The organism is Cyanobium sp. ULC082 (genome assembly GCF_977927535.1).
On record NZ_OZ376398.1, the window covers coordinates 715,836 to 731,191 of the forward strand.

The 15,356-nt window shown below is 68.6% G+C and carries 12 protein-coding genes and 1 tRNA gene; 5 read left to right on the forward strand and 8 right to left on the reverse strand.

Annotation, left to right across the window (positions count from 1 at the left end):
• Positions 1-15 precede the first annotated feature (15 nt).
• Positions 16-3,039: an alpha-mannosidase gene (locus tag ACXMDY_RS13005; protein WP_457767641.1), complete on the reverse strand. Its 3,024-nt coding sequence runs from the start codon at positions 3,037-3,039 to the stop codon at positions 16-18.
• A 100-nt stretch (positions 3,040-3,139) separates the two neighbouring features.
• Between ACXMDY_RS13005 and ACXMDY_RS13010 the strand changes: the two genes are divergently transcribed.
• Together ACXMDY_RS13010 and ACXMDY_RS13015 are read left to right on the forward strand one after the other, a co-directional pair.
• Complete coding sequence (locus tag ACXMDY_RS13010; RefSeq protein ID WP_071800827.1) at positions 3,140-3,259, forward strand: photosystem II reaction center protein I; 120 nt, start codon at positions 3,140-3,142, stop codon at positions 3,257-3,259.
• Between the two features lie 80 nt (positions 3,260-3,339).
• Complete coding sequence (locus ACXMDY_RS13015) at positions 3,340-6,441, forward strand: DUF3769 domain-containing protein (protein WP_259701723.1); 3,102 nt, start codon at positions 3,340-3,342, stop codon at positions 6,439-6,441.
• A gap of 57 nt (positions 6,442-6,498) precedes the next feature.
• Here ACXMDY_RS13015 and ACXMDY_RS13020 read toward each other — a convergent pair whose 3' ends face one another.
• The 6 genes from ACXMDY_RS13020 to ACXMDY_RS13045 form a co-directional block, all read right to left on the reverse strand.
• Entirely contained in the window at positions 6,499-7,122 is a 624-nt protein-coding gene (locus tag ACXMDY_RS13020; RefSeq protein WP_259701724.1) for a 3-isopropylmalate dehydratase small subunit, read from the reverse strand.
• Positions 7,119-8,591, reverse strand: coding sequence for a 3-isopropylmalate dehydratase large subunit (leuC, locus tag ACXMDY_RS13025; protein ID WP_457767667.1), 1,473 nt, complete (start codon positions 8,589-8,591; stop codon positions 7,119-7,121). The genes ACXMDY_RS13020 and leuC overlap by 4 nt, the downstream gene beginning before the upstream one ends.
• Before the next feature lie 43 nt (positions 8,592-8,634).
• The gene (locus ACXMDY_RS13030; protein ID WP_259701725.1) at positions 8,635-9,897 is read right to left on the reverse strand and encodes a competence/damage-inducible protein A; all 1,263 of its coding nucleotides are present in this window, start codon (positions 9,895-9,897) and stop codon (positions 8,635-8,637) included.
• Positions 9,897-11,057 (reverse strand): MraY family glycosyltransferase, encoded by a 1,161-nt coding sequence (locus ACXMDY_RS13035; protein ID WP_259701726.1) that lies wholly within the window; start codon positions 11,055-11,057, stop codon positions 9,897-9,899. Before ACXMDY_RS13035 ends, ACXMDY_RS13030 begins: the two co-directional genes overlap by 1 nt.
• 39 nt (positions 11,058-11,096) lie before the next feature.
• Complete coding sequence (glyA, locus tag ACXMDY_RS13040; protein ID WP_259701727.1) at positions 11,097-12,386, reverse strand: serine hydroxymethyltransferase; 1,290 nt, start codon at positions 12,384-12,386, stop codon at positions 11,097-11,099.
• 207 nt (positions 12,387-12,593) lie between these two features.
• Positions 12,594-12,667, reverse strand: a tRNA-Arg gene (locus ACXMDY_RS13045).
• 107 nt (positions 12,668-12,774) lie between these two features.
• On the opposite strand from ACXMDY_RS13045, the gene ACXMDY_RS13050 reads away from it, so the two are divergent.
• The 3 genes from ACXMDY_RS13050 to ACXMDY_RS13060 all read left to right on the forward strand — a co-directional run bounded on the left by ACXMDY_RS13050 (position 12,775) and on the right by ACXMDY_RS13060 (position 13,687).
• Positions 12,775-13,029: a hypothetical protein gene (locus tag ACXMDY_RS13050; protein WP_259701728.1), complete on the forward strand. Its 255-nt coding sequence runs from the start codon at positions 12,775-12,777 to the stop codon at positions 13,027-13,029.
• Positions 13,030-13,051: 22 nt separating this feature from the next.
• A complete protein-coding gene (locus tag ACXMDY_RS13055) occupies positions 13,052-13,342 on the forward strand; it encodes a DUF3181 family protein (protein WP_259701729.1) in 291 nt (96 codons plus the stop codon).
• 78 nt (positions 13,343-13,420) lie between these two features.
• The gene (locus tag ACXMDY_RS13060) at positions 13,421-13,687 is read left to right on the forward strand and encodes a cytochrome-c oxidase (protein ID WP_259701730.1); all 267 of its coding nucleotides are present in this window, start codon (positions 13,421-13,423) and stop codon (positions 13,685-13,687) included.
• Here ACXMDY_RS13060 and murJ read toward each other — a convergent pair.
• Positions 13,671-15,284 (reverse strand): murein biosynthesis integral membrane protein MurJ, encoded by a 1,614-nt coding sequence (gene murJ / locus ACXMDY_RS13065; RefSeq protein WP_259701731.1) that lies wholly within the window; start codon positions 15,282-15,284, stop codon positions 13,671-13,673. The genes ACXMDY_RS13060 and murJ overlap by 17 nt on opposite strands.
• Between the last annotated feature and the right edge of the window lie 72 nt (positions 15,285-15,356).

The window sequence follows — 15,356 nt, forward strand, 5'->3', positions numbered from 1 at the left end:
CGATCCATTCGACGATCACGACGACTGAGGCCGGGCCGAGTCACGCCGGGCCGATTGACGCCGGATCCGCCAGCTGGCCAGCTGCCAGGGCCCGAGGCGGCCCAGCTCGCCATCAGGGCCCTGATCCGTCGCCGTCGCCAGGCGCTCCAGCAGCTGCCAGGGCTGGCTGAGCCTCAGCTGTCGGCGGCAGGGCGAAAGGTTCTGCACCGTGAGCTGCAGCACCCCCGCTTCCGGATCAGGTCGCAGGCCGATCAGTCGAAGATCAGAGTGGCCCAGGTCCAGAATCGGCAACCAGGATCCCTGGCCGCCGCCGCCCGGCCGCCGCCAGAGGGGCTCGCGGAACCGCACGGCCTCGGCGGCAACCGCCGCCTGCCGCCAACCCCCGGCGCAGGGGAGAAGGGCGAGCCGCAGGCGTTGCAGGCCGCCATCCGCGCCTGGATCAGGCCAGCACGGTCCGCGCAGCAGGGACACCCCCAGCCGATCCGGCCCGGCCGACACGCCCTGGGGACCGTCGAGCAGCACCGCCAGGCCACTGGAGGCAGCCTGGCTGGCCACCCAGCTGATCGCCGGCACTTCCCAGCGGCTCGCCTCCCGCGCGGTGCAAACCTCAGCAGGCCGCTCCAGCACGCCCCCGGCGGTGTCCGCCGCCCAGCGCCGGGCTCTTTGGCCGAGCGGCAACTCCAGCCGCAGCAGTTCATGGCGCTGGCGCCAGTCCACGCTCAGGGTCAGCTCCAGCCAGGGGCTGCCGGCGCGCAGCTGGATGTCCAGTCGCAGCCGGCTGGCCCCGGCCTGCCCCCGCCAGACCAGACGAGAGCAGAGCGGCCCCTGTTCGGCCAGCTCGGGGCCTGGTTCCCAGCTCAGCGGCAGCGGGTGATCGCGGTGGTCGCCGGCCAGGTCCCAGGCATCCCAGAACTCGCCGCGATCGCCCCAGCGGCACCAGGTCAGGGGGGCGGAAAGCTGCGGCAGGCCATCGGCGCCCTGGAGCTGCTCGAGTCCGGCCGGCCCCAGCTGGGCCAGGATCCGGCCATTGCCGAGCAGCCACCCCGCGCCGTTCTCCGCATCGCGCCGCTTCAGCTGGACCGGTCCATCGATCGCCAGGGGGGGCAGGGGGTTGACCGGGCTGCGGCGACGGCGGAGGGCCAGCGCCGCCGCTCCCGGGCTGCCGGCCAGCTGGACCCACCGCCCTCCCCCCGGTGCCTGCTGCTCGGGCAGTCGCTGGGGCCCCTGCCACCACGGACCGGCTGGCAGGCGCACGGTGAGGGGGGCCGCCGGCAGCGGCTGGAGCCCGATCAGCCACCAGTTGTTGCTTTGCTCTTCTGATCCCGTCCCGCTGCCGCCCGGCAACCAGGCCTGCAGGGCGCGGTCGCGCTGGCGCCGTGCCTGGCGCCTGGCGCGGCGCCATTCCGGCTCGGCCTGCTCGAACACATCGGCGATCGAGGTGCCCGGCAGGATGTCGTGGAACTGCTGAAACAGCAACGGCCGCCAGTCGACGCGGCCGTCCTGGTTGCCGCCCTGGTTGCCTGTTGGGTCGGAGCTGGGCTCGGGACTGGGCTCGGAATCCGCCCAGAGCAGCCCCGTTGCCAGGTCCGCCTCCCGCAGCAGCCGCTCGAGGCTGCGGTTGTGGCGTTTCTGATCCGGCCGGCTGGTGGCGCAGCCGCGGTGCAATTCCAGGTAGAGCTCGTCGCGCCAGACCGGCAGCTGGTCGCGATGCTCCTCCAGCTGGGCCAGGTGGGCCCGCAGGCTGCCGTGCTGCTGGGGCGCCGTTGTCGGCTGGTCCTGCCAGAGCTCCAGCTGCGCCAGCATTTCGGCGGTGGGACCGCCACCGTGGTCCCCCACCCCGGGCAACCACAGAACCGTGGCCAGTCCGGTGGCCAGCTCCCACTCCAGCCGATGCCGCTCCATGGCCACCGGATCGCCGTCACTGCCGATCGGGCCAGTCATCAGGGTCAGCACCTCGGCGCCACAGCGGCCGCGCCAGCGGAACAGCCGGTGCGGGAAGGGGTTGGTGGCATTCCAGGCCAGCTTGTGGGTGCAGAACCAGCGCACACCAGTGGCCGCGGCCAGGCTCGGCAGTCCGGCCGCGAAGCCGAAGCTGTCGGGCAGCCAGGCGAGGGCGTGGCTCCACTCCGGAAAGGTGCGACGGCTGTAATCCTGTCCCTCCTGGAACTGGCGCAGCAGGGACGCGGTGCTGATCAGCACGCAGTCGCTTTCGACCCACGGCCCGTTGAGGGGCTCCCAGCGGCCGCTGCGCATCATCGCCCGGATCTCGCCGAACAGGGCGGGCCGGTGCCGCTGCAGCCAGGCGTAGAGCGCCGGCGTGGAATGGCCGAAGTGGAGCTGGGGATGGCGCTGCATCAGCGCCAGGGCCGAGCGGAAGGTGCGCTCGGCAGCCAGCCAGCTGTCGGCCACCGGCCACAGCCAGGCCAGATCCAGATGGGCGTGGCTGAGCACATGGAAGCCGGCGTCGGGCGCCATCGGTTGCGGAGGGCCAACCGGGGCGCTCTGGCGCAGCTGCTCCAGCTCCAGGGCCGTGGCGGTGAGCAGGCCATCGGGGTCGGCTGCTCCCAGCGGCTCCAGCTCGATGCGGCTCAGGATCAGGGCGCCGTCGTCATGGAGGGGGCTGCGCAACTCCAGCTCCAGCTCCAGCGGCTCGCCCTGCCACCAGCTTTCCGGCAGTGGCCAGCGGCAAGATGAATCGTAGAGATCTCCCTGATGCACCGGCTTCCCGTTCACCCGCAGCACCGCCTCGATGGCCCACCAGCGCAAGGCCAGCCGCGCCCGGCAGAGGCCCCCCTGCCGCCAGGCCGGTGGGCAGGCCAGCGCAAGCACCAGCGTCAGCTCAACCCCTCCCCGGGGCCAGATCAGCAGTCCCCGGCGATGCCAGTCGGGTCGATGAAGGCGGCCCCAGGGGTCGGCGAGGGCCCGATCACCGGCCACGTCGGCGTCGCGCCGCCGCCACAGCGGCAGCAGATCCAGCCTCGAACGTGATCGAAACGTTTCAATCGAGGGGGGATGCACGCTCTGGTGGCCTTGCGGCATGGGTGGAGGCCACGGGGGACCCATAGGATGATGCCGCTGCCGCAGGGTCACTCAGGGCCCACCTGGCGCCTGTCACTCCCTGTCACCCGCCGGACGGACCATGCTCGCTCTCAAGATCTCGGTTTACTCGGTCGTCTTCTTCTTCATCGGTATCTTCGTATTCGGCTTTCTGGCCAGCGATCCCACCCGCACACCCAGCCGCAAGGATCTCGAAGACTGAACCCCAGGCTCGCAAATCCATGCCGTTGATCGGGTCAGTCGATCTGACGTGGCAGGATCGGCGGCTGCTCAGGATCTGCGGTGCCCCCGGCGAACCCCATCCCCTGGACGATCGGGTTGATCGGCACAGCCAGCCTGCTGGGGTGCTGGGGACCTGTTCAGGCCCTTCCCCTGGCTGACGATCCAGCCTCGATCGAGCTGGAAGCCGAGGCACCATCGCCGCAGCCGTCTGAACCCCAGCCATCCCAACTCCAGCCGGCTGCACCCCAGCCATCTCCACCGCAACCCCTTCCTCCCCCGCCAGCGCCTGCGCCAGCTTCAACTCCCACCCCCAGCCCGGATCCCGCCCCGCCCCAATTCCTCGAGATCAGCGCTGATCAGCAGGGATTCGATCAGCTGATCCAGCGCTACGTCGCCACCGGCAATGTGCAGGCAGCCGTGGCCGGCGGGCGTTTGCTGGCCGAGCGGCTCGAATACGACACCACCAACCGCACGGTTTATGCCAGTGGCAGTGTGCGCTTTGCCCGGGGTGCCCAGGCTTTCCAGGCCAGCCGACTGCGGTTCAGCCTGATCGAGGCCACCGGCGAGCTGGAGGACGTCTATGGGGTCCTGGATCTCTCCACCAGCGAACTGGACCTCAATCCCGAGCTGCCGCCTTCGCTGCCCCTGCCACCGCCTGAGCCGATCGCCTGCCCACCGGCCCTGCCACCGATCCCCGACTGGCATCCCCATCCCTGGGCCGGCACCCTCTGGGGGGGACAGCTTTTTGATGCGAATTTCGGCGATACCTTCCTCTTCAACGGTCAGTTCCGCCAGGAGACCCTGGTCGGGGCAGGCCTGCAGCGAAGGGTGTGGCGATCGGGCCCATTTGCTGTGGAACTGGATTTCAACGCCCTCGGTCACTGGGCCTCCGCCCAGAAGGGAAGCGGTTTCAGCGGCCGTTTCACGAGGGGCGACAGCTCAGGGCTCGACACCGCCGCCCAGGGTTTCGGCGAATTCACCGCCGGCATCGGTCTGCGGGCCTGGCTGCGGCCCTGGCTGAGCCTGGGGGTGGTGCAGGGCGTGAGCCTGCTCACCAGCCCCAGCAACTTCGAGAGCACCTACCGCGACCGGTCTTCCCAGCTGCTCAATTACCTGGGCTTCGAAGTGGAGGCTGCTGTTTCTCCGCAGTGGTCGTTGGTGGGGCGCATTCATCACCGCTCGGGTGCCTTCGGCACCTACAACGGCGTCAATGAAGGCAGCAATGCCTATCTGCTGGGGTTGCGCCACCGCTTCGGAGCGGCACCCGCCAGCAAGCCTTCCCCCCAGGCCGCCATGCTTCCCGCCAAGGGCTGCGCCAACCGCGGCGCCGAGCCTCCCGATCGACCCCGTTCGCTCTCTGAGGCCCTCGAGCAGACGGCGATGGGCGGAGAGGCCCCTGATCCGGTCCCGCCGCTCGCGCCAGCCACCCAACTCCCCGCCCCCGCTGCGGCGACCGCGTCACCCCCAGGCCGCAGCTTCGCTGAGCTGCGCCAGCAGGAGCGGGCCCGGGAGGCGGCGATCGCCACCGTCGAGCAGCGAGTCACCGATGTCCAGGCGCGGGAGGGGCTGCGATCCGAACGCCGCTTCGGTCTTCCCGGTGGCACCGACCTGACCGACACCCAGCAGAACAATGACTTCGGCCCGGCTTCCCCACCCCAGGTGCGGCGCCTGCGGGGTCTCAACAACCAGGGTCTGGTGCAGGGGACCCTCACCCGCCTGCGTTTCCAGGCTCCTCGCATCACGATCACCCGCTCCGGCTGGAGGGCGACCCGGGCCAGCTTCAGCAACGATCCCTTCACCCCCGCCCAGGTCTGGATGGACGCCGACGATGTCGTGGCGGTTCAGGAGAAGAACGGCGACATCGTGATCCGCTCGAATCGCAATCGCCTCAAGTTCGAGGATCGGTTGTCGATTCCGGTGACGACCCGCACCCGCATCCGCAAGGAACAGGAGGTGGAGAACCGCTGGGTGCTCGGCTCCGACCAGAGGGATCGTGACGGCTTCTACATCGGCCGCCGCCTCAAGCCGATCGGCATCGGTGCCAGGGGCATCCTGCAGCTGGAGCCCCAGTTCCTGCTGGAGCGGGCCTACCAGGGCACCACCGACAGTTACCCCCTGCCTGGAACCTCCGCCGGCTCCTCCACGGTGCAGCAGAACACCACCCTGGCGGATCTGTTCGGCCTTGAGGCACGCCTGAGCATGCCGCTGCTGGGCTTCGAGACCGACTTCAATCTCGACATCTCCACGTTCAATCCCGACAACATCGCCAATGGCACCCGCAGCTGGGCGGATCTGCGGCGCAGTCTGCGTCTGCCCCTGGTCGGTGACACGGTGGCGCGGCTGTTCGCCGCCTACCGCTTCCGGATCTGGAATGGCTCGCTCGGCGAACAGGATGTCTATTCCGCCTATGGCACCTCCCTGGAGCAGAAGGGTGTGCTGCCGGCGTGGGGCAGGCTGTACAACAGCTATTTCTGGCGGGTCGGGGTCGGCAATTACCAGAGCAACACCTTCGTGAACGGCAGTGAGCAGGACAACTTCGCCCAGCTCTGGCGGGCCAATGCCTACGGCGCGATCAACAGCTCCATTCCGCTCTGGACCGGAACGGCGTTGCCTTCAACCCGTGATGCTGCCCTGCGTTATTCGCCTGTGCCGATCGTGCCCGGCCTCACCATCAACACGAACCTGTCCGCCAACCTCGCCTACTTCGGAGATGGCACCAACCAGAACGTGCTCTCGTTCTCCGGCGGGCCCACGCTCACCCTGGGCCATTTCAGCAAACCTTTCCTTGATTTCACCCAGCTGACGATCACCGGAGGCATCGGCGTCCGTCAGGGCCAGAGCCCGTTCGGCTTTGACCAGGCCGTTGACCTCGGCACCGTGGGAATCGGTCTCACGCAGCAACTGGCCGGCCCCCTGCTCTTCAATGGCGGCATCGGCCTGAACGTGGATGGTTCCTCCCCGAACTACGGCGATGTGACGGGGTCGTTCGTGGAGCTGCGCTGGCAGCGCCGCGCCTATTCCTTCAGCGTGTATTACAGCCCCTACGAAGGATTGGGAGGCGTGCGGGTGACCCTGGGTGATTTCGGCTTCAAGGGCACCGGAGTGCCGTTCGTTCCCTATCAGCCGGTCACCCCCGGTCAACCGCGCGGCGGCCTGTTCTGAGCGGCATTTCGGGCCTGATTTGCATCAGCCACACCTTCCACCAGCCCAGGGCAAGCCTCAGGCAGAAGCAAATCCGTTCAGGTAGGGAAGCCGCTCCGCCGTATCGCGCAGCTCCTGATCGTGGGCCACGAGCTGACCGGTGGCATCCCACTGGCCGCTCCGCAGCATCTGGCTTGGCCCGGGTCCCAGCTCCAGGGGCCAGGCTGCGCCGCCGTCGCTGTGCAGGCCGGCGGTGTCCACCTCCAGGCGGAACACAGTGGCTGGCTGGGCTTCGACCAGGGCCTGCAGGGCCCTGATCTGGTCGTGGGAACCCTGCAGGCAGGGGATGCCGAGGGCCAGGCAGTTGCCGAAGAAGATCTCGGCGAAGCTCTCCCCCACCACGGCCCGGATCCCCCAGCGCATCAGGGCTTGGGGAGCATGTTCCCGGCTGGATCCACAGCCGAAGTTGCGATTCACCAGCAGGATCCGCGCTCCCCGGTGCTCAGGCCGATCGAGGGGATGGGCTCCGGCTCGCTCGCTGCGGTCATCGGCGAACACCTGCTCGCCGAGGCCCTCGAAGGTGACGCATTTGAGGAAGCGGGCCGGAATGATCCGGTCGGTGTCGATGTCGTCGCCGTTGAGTGCCACGGCGGTGCCAGCCACGGAGCGCACCGGACCGAACGGGAAACTGGGGGAGGTCATGGCGGGCAGGCCGCGGAGAGCACGGCTTCAGGATTCGGCGAAAGAGAGCGGGAGGCGGGAGTTTCCAGCAGCTTGCGCACGTCGGCCACATGGCCGCTGACCGCAGCGGCCGCGACCATCGCCGGGCTCATCAGCAGGGTGCGGCCACTGGCCGAACCCTGGCGCCCCTTGAAGTTGCGGTTGCTGGAGCTGGCGCTGATCTCTCGACCCTCCAGTCGGTCGGGGTTCATGGCCAGACACATCGAGCAGCCGGGTTCGCGCCACTCGAAACCGGCGGCCCGGAACAGCTGGTCGAGTCCCTCGGCCTCGGCGGCGCGGGCCGCCTGCTCGGAACCCGGCACCACAAAGGCGCGGATTCCCGCCGCCACCTGCCTCCCCCGGGCCACGGCGGCAGCGGCGCGCAGATCACTCAGCCGGCCGTTGGTGCAGCTGCCGATGAAGCACACATCCACCGGCAGGCCGACGATCGGCATCCCTGGCTGCAGGTCCATGTAGCGGTAGGCCTCTTCGGCGATCGGTCGCTCGTCGGCGTGGAGCTGATCCGGGGTCGGCACCGCCTCGTCCACGGCGATGCCCTGGCCTGGCGTGATGCCCCAGGTCACCGTTGGGGCGATCTGGGCGGCATCGAAGCGAACCTCGTCGTCGAACACGGCATCGGCCCCGCTGCTCAGGCTGCTCCACCAGGCCACAGCCCGCTCCCAGGCCAGGCCGGCCGGCGGGGCGAAGGGACGGCCCTGGAGGTAGGCGAAGGTGGTGGCGTCCGGGTTGACGTAGCCGCAGCGGGCCCCCCCCTCGATCGCCATGTTGCAGAGGGTCATGCGTTCCTCCATCGAGAGGCCATCGATGGCGGGCCCGGCGAATTCATAGGCAAAGCCGACACCGCCCTTGACCCCGAGGCTGCGGATGATGTGCAAGACCAGATCCTTGGCGTAGACACCGCTCTGGAGCTGGCCATCCACCCAGATCCGGCGCACGTTGAGCTTGTTCATCGAGAGGCTCTGGGACGCGAGCACGTCGCGCACCTGGCTGGTGCCGATCCCGAAGGCGATCGCGCCGAAGGCACCATGGGTGGAGGTGTGGGAATCGCCGCAGGCCACGGTCATGCCCGGTTGGGTGAGACCCAGCTCCGGGGCGATCACGTGCACGATTCCCTGGCGGCCGCTGCCGAGGCCGTGCAGGGGGATGCCGTGTTCGCCGCAGTTGCGCTCCAGGGTGGTGAGCATCTGCTCGGCCAGGGAATCGGCAAAGGGCCTGGCCTGGGAGGTGGTGGGCACGATGTGATCCACCGTGGCAACCGTGCGCTCCGGGTGCCGCACGCCGAGGCCCAGGTCGCGCAGGGCTGCGAAGGCCTGGGGGCTGGTGACCTCGTGGATCAGGTGGAGGCCGATGAACAGCTGGGTGGAACCACCGGGGAGCTCTGCCACCCGGTGCTGTTCCCAGACCTTGTCGTACAGCGTTCCGGCGCTCACCGTGACTCCCGTGGATGCAAACACCCTAAAACCGGGTGATCCATCAGCCCAGTTCCAGGCGCAGCCGATTCAGGGCCTCACCCACCGTGAGGGTCTGGATCCAGGTGCGCCCCCGCTGCGCACCGAAACGCACCGCTTCACTGCGGCCGCCCCCAGGGCCGACCACGGCGATGTGGACCAGCCCGACCGGTTTGTCGGCACTGCCGCCGCCCGGGCCGGCGATGCCGGTCACGGCGATGGCCCAGGTGCTGCCGGTGGCGGTGCGGGCCCCTTCGGCCATGGCGATCGCCACTGGGTCGCTCACGGCTCCATGGCTGGCGAGCTGCTCGGCAGGAACCCCGAGCAGGCCTGCTTTCACGGTGTTGGCATAGGCGATCACGCCACCGAGAAACCGATCGGATGCGCCGGGCACCGCCGCCAGGGCGGCCCCGATGCCGCCACCGGTGCAGGATTCCGCCACTGACAGCGTCTCTCCCCGCTGGCGCAGCCGCTCCAGCACCACCGAGGCCAGGCTGTCGGAGTCGGTGCCGAAGCAGAGCCGGCCCGTGCGGGCCCGCAGTTCCGTTTCCAGCGGCCCCAGCAGTGCCCTGGCCGCATCCGCCGTGGCGGCCCTGGCGGTGAGCCGCAGCTTCACTTCTCCGGCCCCGGCATAGGGGGCCACGGTGGGATTGGCCAGCTCCAGCAGATCGGCCACCTGCTCGGCCAGGCTCGATTCACCGATTCCCCAGAAGCGCAGCAACCGGCTCTCGAACACCGACCCCGCCATCGCCTGGCTGCGCAGCCAGGGCACCGCCGTGCCGTTCCACATCGCCCGCAGCTCGGCCGGCACACCCGGGAAGCTGAGCACTGTGAAGCCCGGCCGGGGGCTCCAGATCACTCCCGGTGCCGTGCCGGTGGGGTTGGGAAGCAGCGCGGCCCCTTCCGGCAGCAGGGCCTGCTTGCGGTTGCTGGCGGCGACTGGCCGCCCACGACCCGCCAGCTTGGCCTGGATATCGGCCCAGACCTCCGGCCGTTCCTGAAGAGGAGCGCCGAAGGCGGCGGCGAGGGCCTCGGTGGTGAGGTCATCGGGAGTGGGGCCCAGGCCACCGGTGCAGATCAGCAGGCGGCAGCGCCCGGCCGCTTCCCGAACCACTTCGATCAGCCGCTCGCGGTTGTCACCGACCACGGTCTGGCGATAGTGGGGGATGCCGAGTGCCGCCAGCTCCTCAGCCAGCCAGCGGGCGTTGCCGTTGACGATGTTGCCCAGCAGCAGTTCGGTGCCGATGCAGAGGATCTCGGCGGCGCCTGAGTGGTTGCTCTCCCCCATCACGGCTGGGGGTGGTCGATCGGGGCGGCACTCCCCCGCTCCCCGGCCAGCAGGCAGGCCGCCGCCTCCCTCTCCCGGCCGTGACGGCGGCGGGAACCGGTCACGGCTCCGATCAGCACCGCCGTGGCCAGGGCAAGCCAGAGAAAGCGCATCTCCACGTTGGCCGCCACCTGGGCCAGGGCCGCCAGCCACTGGGTGAAGGCATAGATCAGCAGCACCGTGCGGCGATGGCTGAAGCCGGCCCGCAGCAGCCGGTGGTGCAGGTGGCGCCGGTCGGGATAGAAGGGGGAATGGCCCTCGCTCAGCCGTCCCATGATCACCGCCGACATGTCGGCCAGGGGCAGCGACAGGATCAGCACCGGAAACAGCAGGCTGACGGTGGTCAGTCCTTTGGCGGGTCCCACGATGCTGATCGCCGCCAGGGTGAAGCCGAGGAAGTAGGAGCCGCCATCGCCCATGAAGATGCGGGCGGGGTTGAAGTTGTGACGCAGAAACCCGAAGCACGCTCCGGCCAGGGCGGCCGCCAGCAATCCGGCGGCGCTCTGCTGAAGGCTGAAGCTCACCGACAGCAGGCCGATGGCGGCAATGCCGCCCACCCCGGCGGCGAGCCCATCGAGGCCATCGATCCAGTTGATCGCGTTGGTGATCCCCACCAGCCAGATCAGGGTGGCCAGCAGGCTGAGCCAATCGGGAAGGACGAGACTGGCAGGTGGCTGGCCGAACAGACCGAAGGGCAGATCAATCGCGCCGATCCGCACCCCCTGGCTCCATACGGCCATCGCCACGGCCACCTGGCCGGCCAGGCGTGGCAGGGGCGGCAGGGCGAAGAGATCGTCGGCCAGGCCGATCACGAAGAAGCAGAGTGCGCCTGCCAGGGTGGTCCAGATCAGCTGATCCTTGGCGGGCTCCAGGTTGCCGAATCCACCCAGGGCCCAGATGATCGCCAGGGCCAGGGAAAAACCGGCCACCATCCCCACCCCGCCGAGCCGCACCATCGGCACGTCGTGCTGCTTGCGTGGATCGGGAGGATCGATCAGACCGTAGCGAAGGCCAAGCTTCCTCACCAACGGCACGATCAGAGCCGTGAGCAGGGCGGCGATCCCGAACGTGACTACAGCAACTTTGAGCGGACTGCTGAAAAGGTCGGCCGGGCTGACCATGAACGGTCCGGTGGTGCAGACGAGCTTAGGGAGCCGAGGTCAGGCCGGCTGGGGGACCCGGGACGGTCCGTAGAGCGGGAAGCGGGCACAGAGTGCCTTGACCCGCTCGCGGCAGCGCAGCTCGATCACCGCGTCCTCGGGCTTGAGCAGCCGATCGGCGATCACATCGGCCACTTCGGTGAAGGCCGCTGCATCGAACCCCCGCGTGGTGAGGGCGGCACTGCCGATCCGCAGCCCGCTCGTCACGAAGGGAGATTCCGGGTCGAAGGGAACCGTGTTCTTGTTGGCGGTGATGTTCACCTCGCTCACCAGACGGTCAGCCGCTTTGCCGGTCAGGCCGACCGAGCGCAGATCCAGCAGCACGATGTGATTGTCGGTGCCGCCGGAAACCACCCGGATCCCCCGCTCCATCAGCCGGTCCGCCAGGGCCCGGGCATTGATAACCACCTGCTGGCTGTAGGTGCGGAAGGCGGGCTGAAGGGCTTCACCGAAGGCCACCGCCTTGGCGGCCACGACGTGCTCCAGGGGGCCCCCCTGGCTGCCGGGAAAAACGGCCTTGTCGAACTGGCGGCCGAAGTCGGCGTCGCCGGTGAGAATCAGGCCGCCGCGGGGGCCGCGCAGGGTTTTGTGGGTGGTGGTGGTGACAACATGGCAGTGGGGGATCGGGCTGGGATGCACCCCTGCCGCCACCAGGCCGGCGATGTGGGCCATGTCGGCCAGCAGGTAGGCGCCCACCTCATCGGCGATGGCGCGGAAGGCGGCGAAATCGATCGTGCGGGGGTAGGCGGAATAGCCGCAGATGATCAGCTTGGGGCGGTGCTCCAGGGCCAGCTGACGAATCAGCTCGAAATCGAGCTGTTCGGTGTCGGGGGAAACGCCGTAGTGAACAGCCTTGAACCACTTGCCCGACACGTTCACGGGAGAGCCGTGGGTGAGGTGCCCGCCGTGGGAAAGATCCATGCCCAGGATCGTGTCTCCCGGCTGCAGCAGGGCCAGGAACACGGCGAAGTTGGCCTGGGCGCCGCTGTGGGGCTGCACGTTCGCCCAGGCGGCGCCGAACAGCTGGCGGGCGCGGGCGATGGCCAGTTCCTCGATCGCATCGACGTGCTCGCAGCCGCCGTAGTAGCGCTTGTGGGGCAGCCCTTCGGCATATTTGTTGGTGAGCACCGAACCCTGCGCTTCCATCACCGCCCGGGAGGTGAAGTTCTCGCTGGCGATCAGCTCCAGATGGGCGCGCTGCCGATCCAGTTCCTTGCCGATCAGGGCGGCGATGGCGGGATCACCCGCCGCCAGGGTCTGGTTCAGGGCCACATCGGGGAGAGCCGTCATCGCTTCGCACGGAGCCAAGGCCCTCAATCGTAAGAAACCGCTTGCCCCTTCAGGGTTCAACCTGATCCGAAACCAAGCTGATCCGGGATCAGGCTGATCCGGAACCAACCCAGCCCTCAGCCTTCCGGTCCCGGCCCCCTCTCTGCACACACCCTGAGCCTGGAGCGGAACCCCAAAAAAAACCGTCCCGGAGGACGGTGAAGAAAACGCGCCTGGAGAGATTCGAACTCCCGACCCTCTGATCCGTAGTCAGATGCTCTAATCCGCTGAGCTACAAGCGCTTGAACCGTCATTCTCACCGCATGGGGGGCCCATCCGTCAACTCTCGGCGGCAAGAGAGAGCGAAGGTCAGAATCAGCAGAGCCCTTCCGGGTCCAGCCTCTTCCCCATGCCCATTCGTTGGTACGGACCCGCCGACCCCGCCGATCCCACCTATCGCCACTTCGAGCGCGTCGTCAACCTCTGCGTGCACGGAGGACTGTTCGCCGCAATCAACAGCGGCCTCTGGTTCGTCCAGGGGTTGCGACATCCCTGGCACCATCTGGATTGGCTGACCCTGGGCTGGGCGGCCGGGCTGTTGCTTCACCTGGTCATCGTCTGGCGGTTGCGTGGATCAGCCGCATCCGGTGGTGCGTCATCGTGATGGCTGGATCGGAGCTCGGACCTTGACCTTGAAGGCAGAGCAACTCAAGGAGCTGGCCGTTGCGCTGGCCGATCGGCTCTATGTCCAGGTGGCCGGCTGGCATCTGTATCTCGGCGATGCCGGGCTGGCCGATGCTCTGGCCATCGAGTGCGCCGCCCGACTGGATCAGGGCGCGGGCATCTGTGCCCGCCAGGCCCTCGAAGCGGTCCAGGTGCCGATCGGAGGGGGCCCCGGGCGATTGCCCCTGGCCCGGTTGATTCCGCCAGGCCAGCTGCAGGACCTCGAAGACGTGCTGGAACCCTTCTGCCCCTGAGGCGAGCCCACACGATCGGCAACAAGCCGACCTCGAAAGCCCAACCGCGCATAGTGTTTGCCTTGCCGCAGGCGCTGGATGTTGGTCATCGAGGTCACCAACGCCCGTGAGGTGGTCCGCCAGCGCATCGGCCGGTTGGGCGGCCGGCTGATCGGCAAGGTGGTGGACGCTGAGGCGCAGGTGGAGAAGGCGTTGATTCAGGAACTGGAAACGGCCTTTCGCGAGTTCGGCATCGAGGCGAGGATCTTCTCGATCGACGGTCCCCAGATGCTGGGCCGCAGTCACATCGAGATCCCCGTTCAGGTGAGGGAGGAAAGGCAGGTGCGTCTCAGGGACGGCGACTGAAACGTGCCTGAAGCTGCCGTCCCATGGCGATCGCCTCCGGTACCCCCGCCGCCGTGGCCAGCAGTCCGTAGATCCCGAACGCCAGGGTGGAACTCAAGCCGCACTGCAGCAACTGGCCGATCAGTCCGGCCGGCCATTGCACCCCGATCGAGAGCAGCCAGGCCGCCACTCCGGCCCCGATCGCGGCCAGCAGCAGCAGCAGGCTGTCGCGGCCCCATTCCAGCAAGGGCAGCGTGCCCAGACGTCGTTGCAGGGCGAGCAGCAGCCCGAGGCAGGTGAGCACATTCACCGCCACCGTGGCCATCACCAGCCCGGCGGCGCCGAAGTTGAACCCCGGGAGCTGAAGTCCCCAGGGGGTGGGGCCCCCGACGAACAACCAGCAGAAGATCACGTTGAAACCGATCCCGGCCAGGGAGAAGCGGAATGGCGTGTTGCCATCACCCAGGGCATAGAAGACGCGCACGATCACGTCGCGGCCGAGGTAGGCGGGCATGCCGATCCCGTAGGCGATCAGCAGGCTCGTCACCAGCTGGGCCGCACCCAGGTCGAAGGCCCCCCGCTTGTAGATCAGGGACACGATCGGACCGGCCAGACCCACCATGAGGGCCCCCAGCGGCAGCATGCTGGCGTTCGAGAGCATCAGACCCTGGCGGATGCGGCCGACCAGGGCAGATCGGTCGGCTGGGGCCGTCAGCCGGGAGAACACCGGCAGCAGCGGCACGAGCAAGGCGTTCGAGATCAAGCCCAGCGGTGTCTGCACCAGCAGGTTGGCGTAACCCAGGCCGGCCGCCGCACCCACCATCCCCGAGGCGAAGAACAGACTGGTGAACACATTGATCTGGAGCATCCCCGAGGAGAGCGTGGCCGGACCCATCACCTGAAGCACCTCCCTGACGCCAGGGTGCTGCCAGTCCCAGACGAGCTGGAACCGATTCAGCCCCTCCTTCGCCAGGGCGGGCAGCTGGATCAGCCACTGCAGCAGCGCCCCCAGGGTGGTGGTGAGTGCCAGCACCACGCCGCCGATCACCGCCGTGGCGGGCAGGGTGATCGCCGGGCCCAGCTGCCACCAGAGAATGCCGATGCCGCCGATCATCGCCACGCTCGATACCAGCGGGCTCACCGAGGGCAGCCAGAACACGTCGGCGGCATTGAGAGCCCCGAAGCCCAGGCCGATCAGGCCGGAGAACAGGGCCATCGGCGCCATCCAGCGCAACTGCAGCACGGCGATGGCGTGGCGCTCGTCGGTCAGCCCCGGCCCCACCAGGGAGATCAGCGGATCGGCTGCGATCACCAGCAGCACGGTCACACCAAGCAGACCAATCCCCACCAGGGTGTTGATCGCTGCCAGCACATGGGCCCCCTCTTCACGGGGGCGGCGGGCCAGCACGCTCACCATGGCGCTGTGGAACGGGCCGTTGATGCCCCCCAGCAGGATCAGCAGGAAACCGGGCAGCACATAGGCGTAGTTGTAGGCGTCGTAGGCGGCTCCCACCCCGAAGGCGGCGGCGATCACCAGTTGGCGGAGCAGACCGGCCACCTTGCTCAGGGCCGTGGCCAGCGCCACGATCAGGGCGATGCGCCGCAGGGATTTCGCCATCCAGTGGGTTCCGAAGCCGGGTCGATCGGCTGATTCTCCCCTTCAGCCCGGCAGGATGGCCCCCCGGCCGCT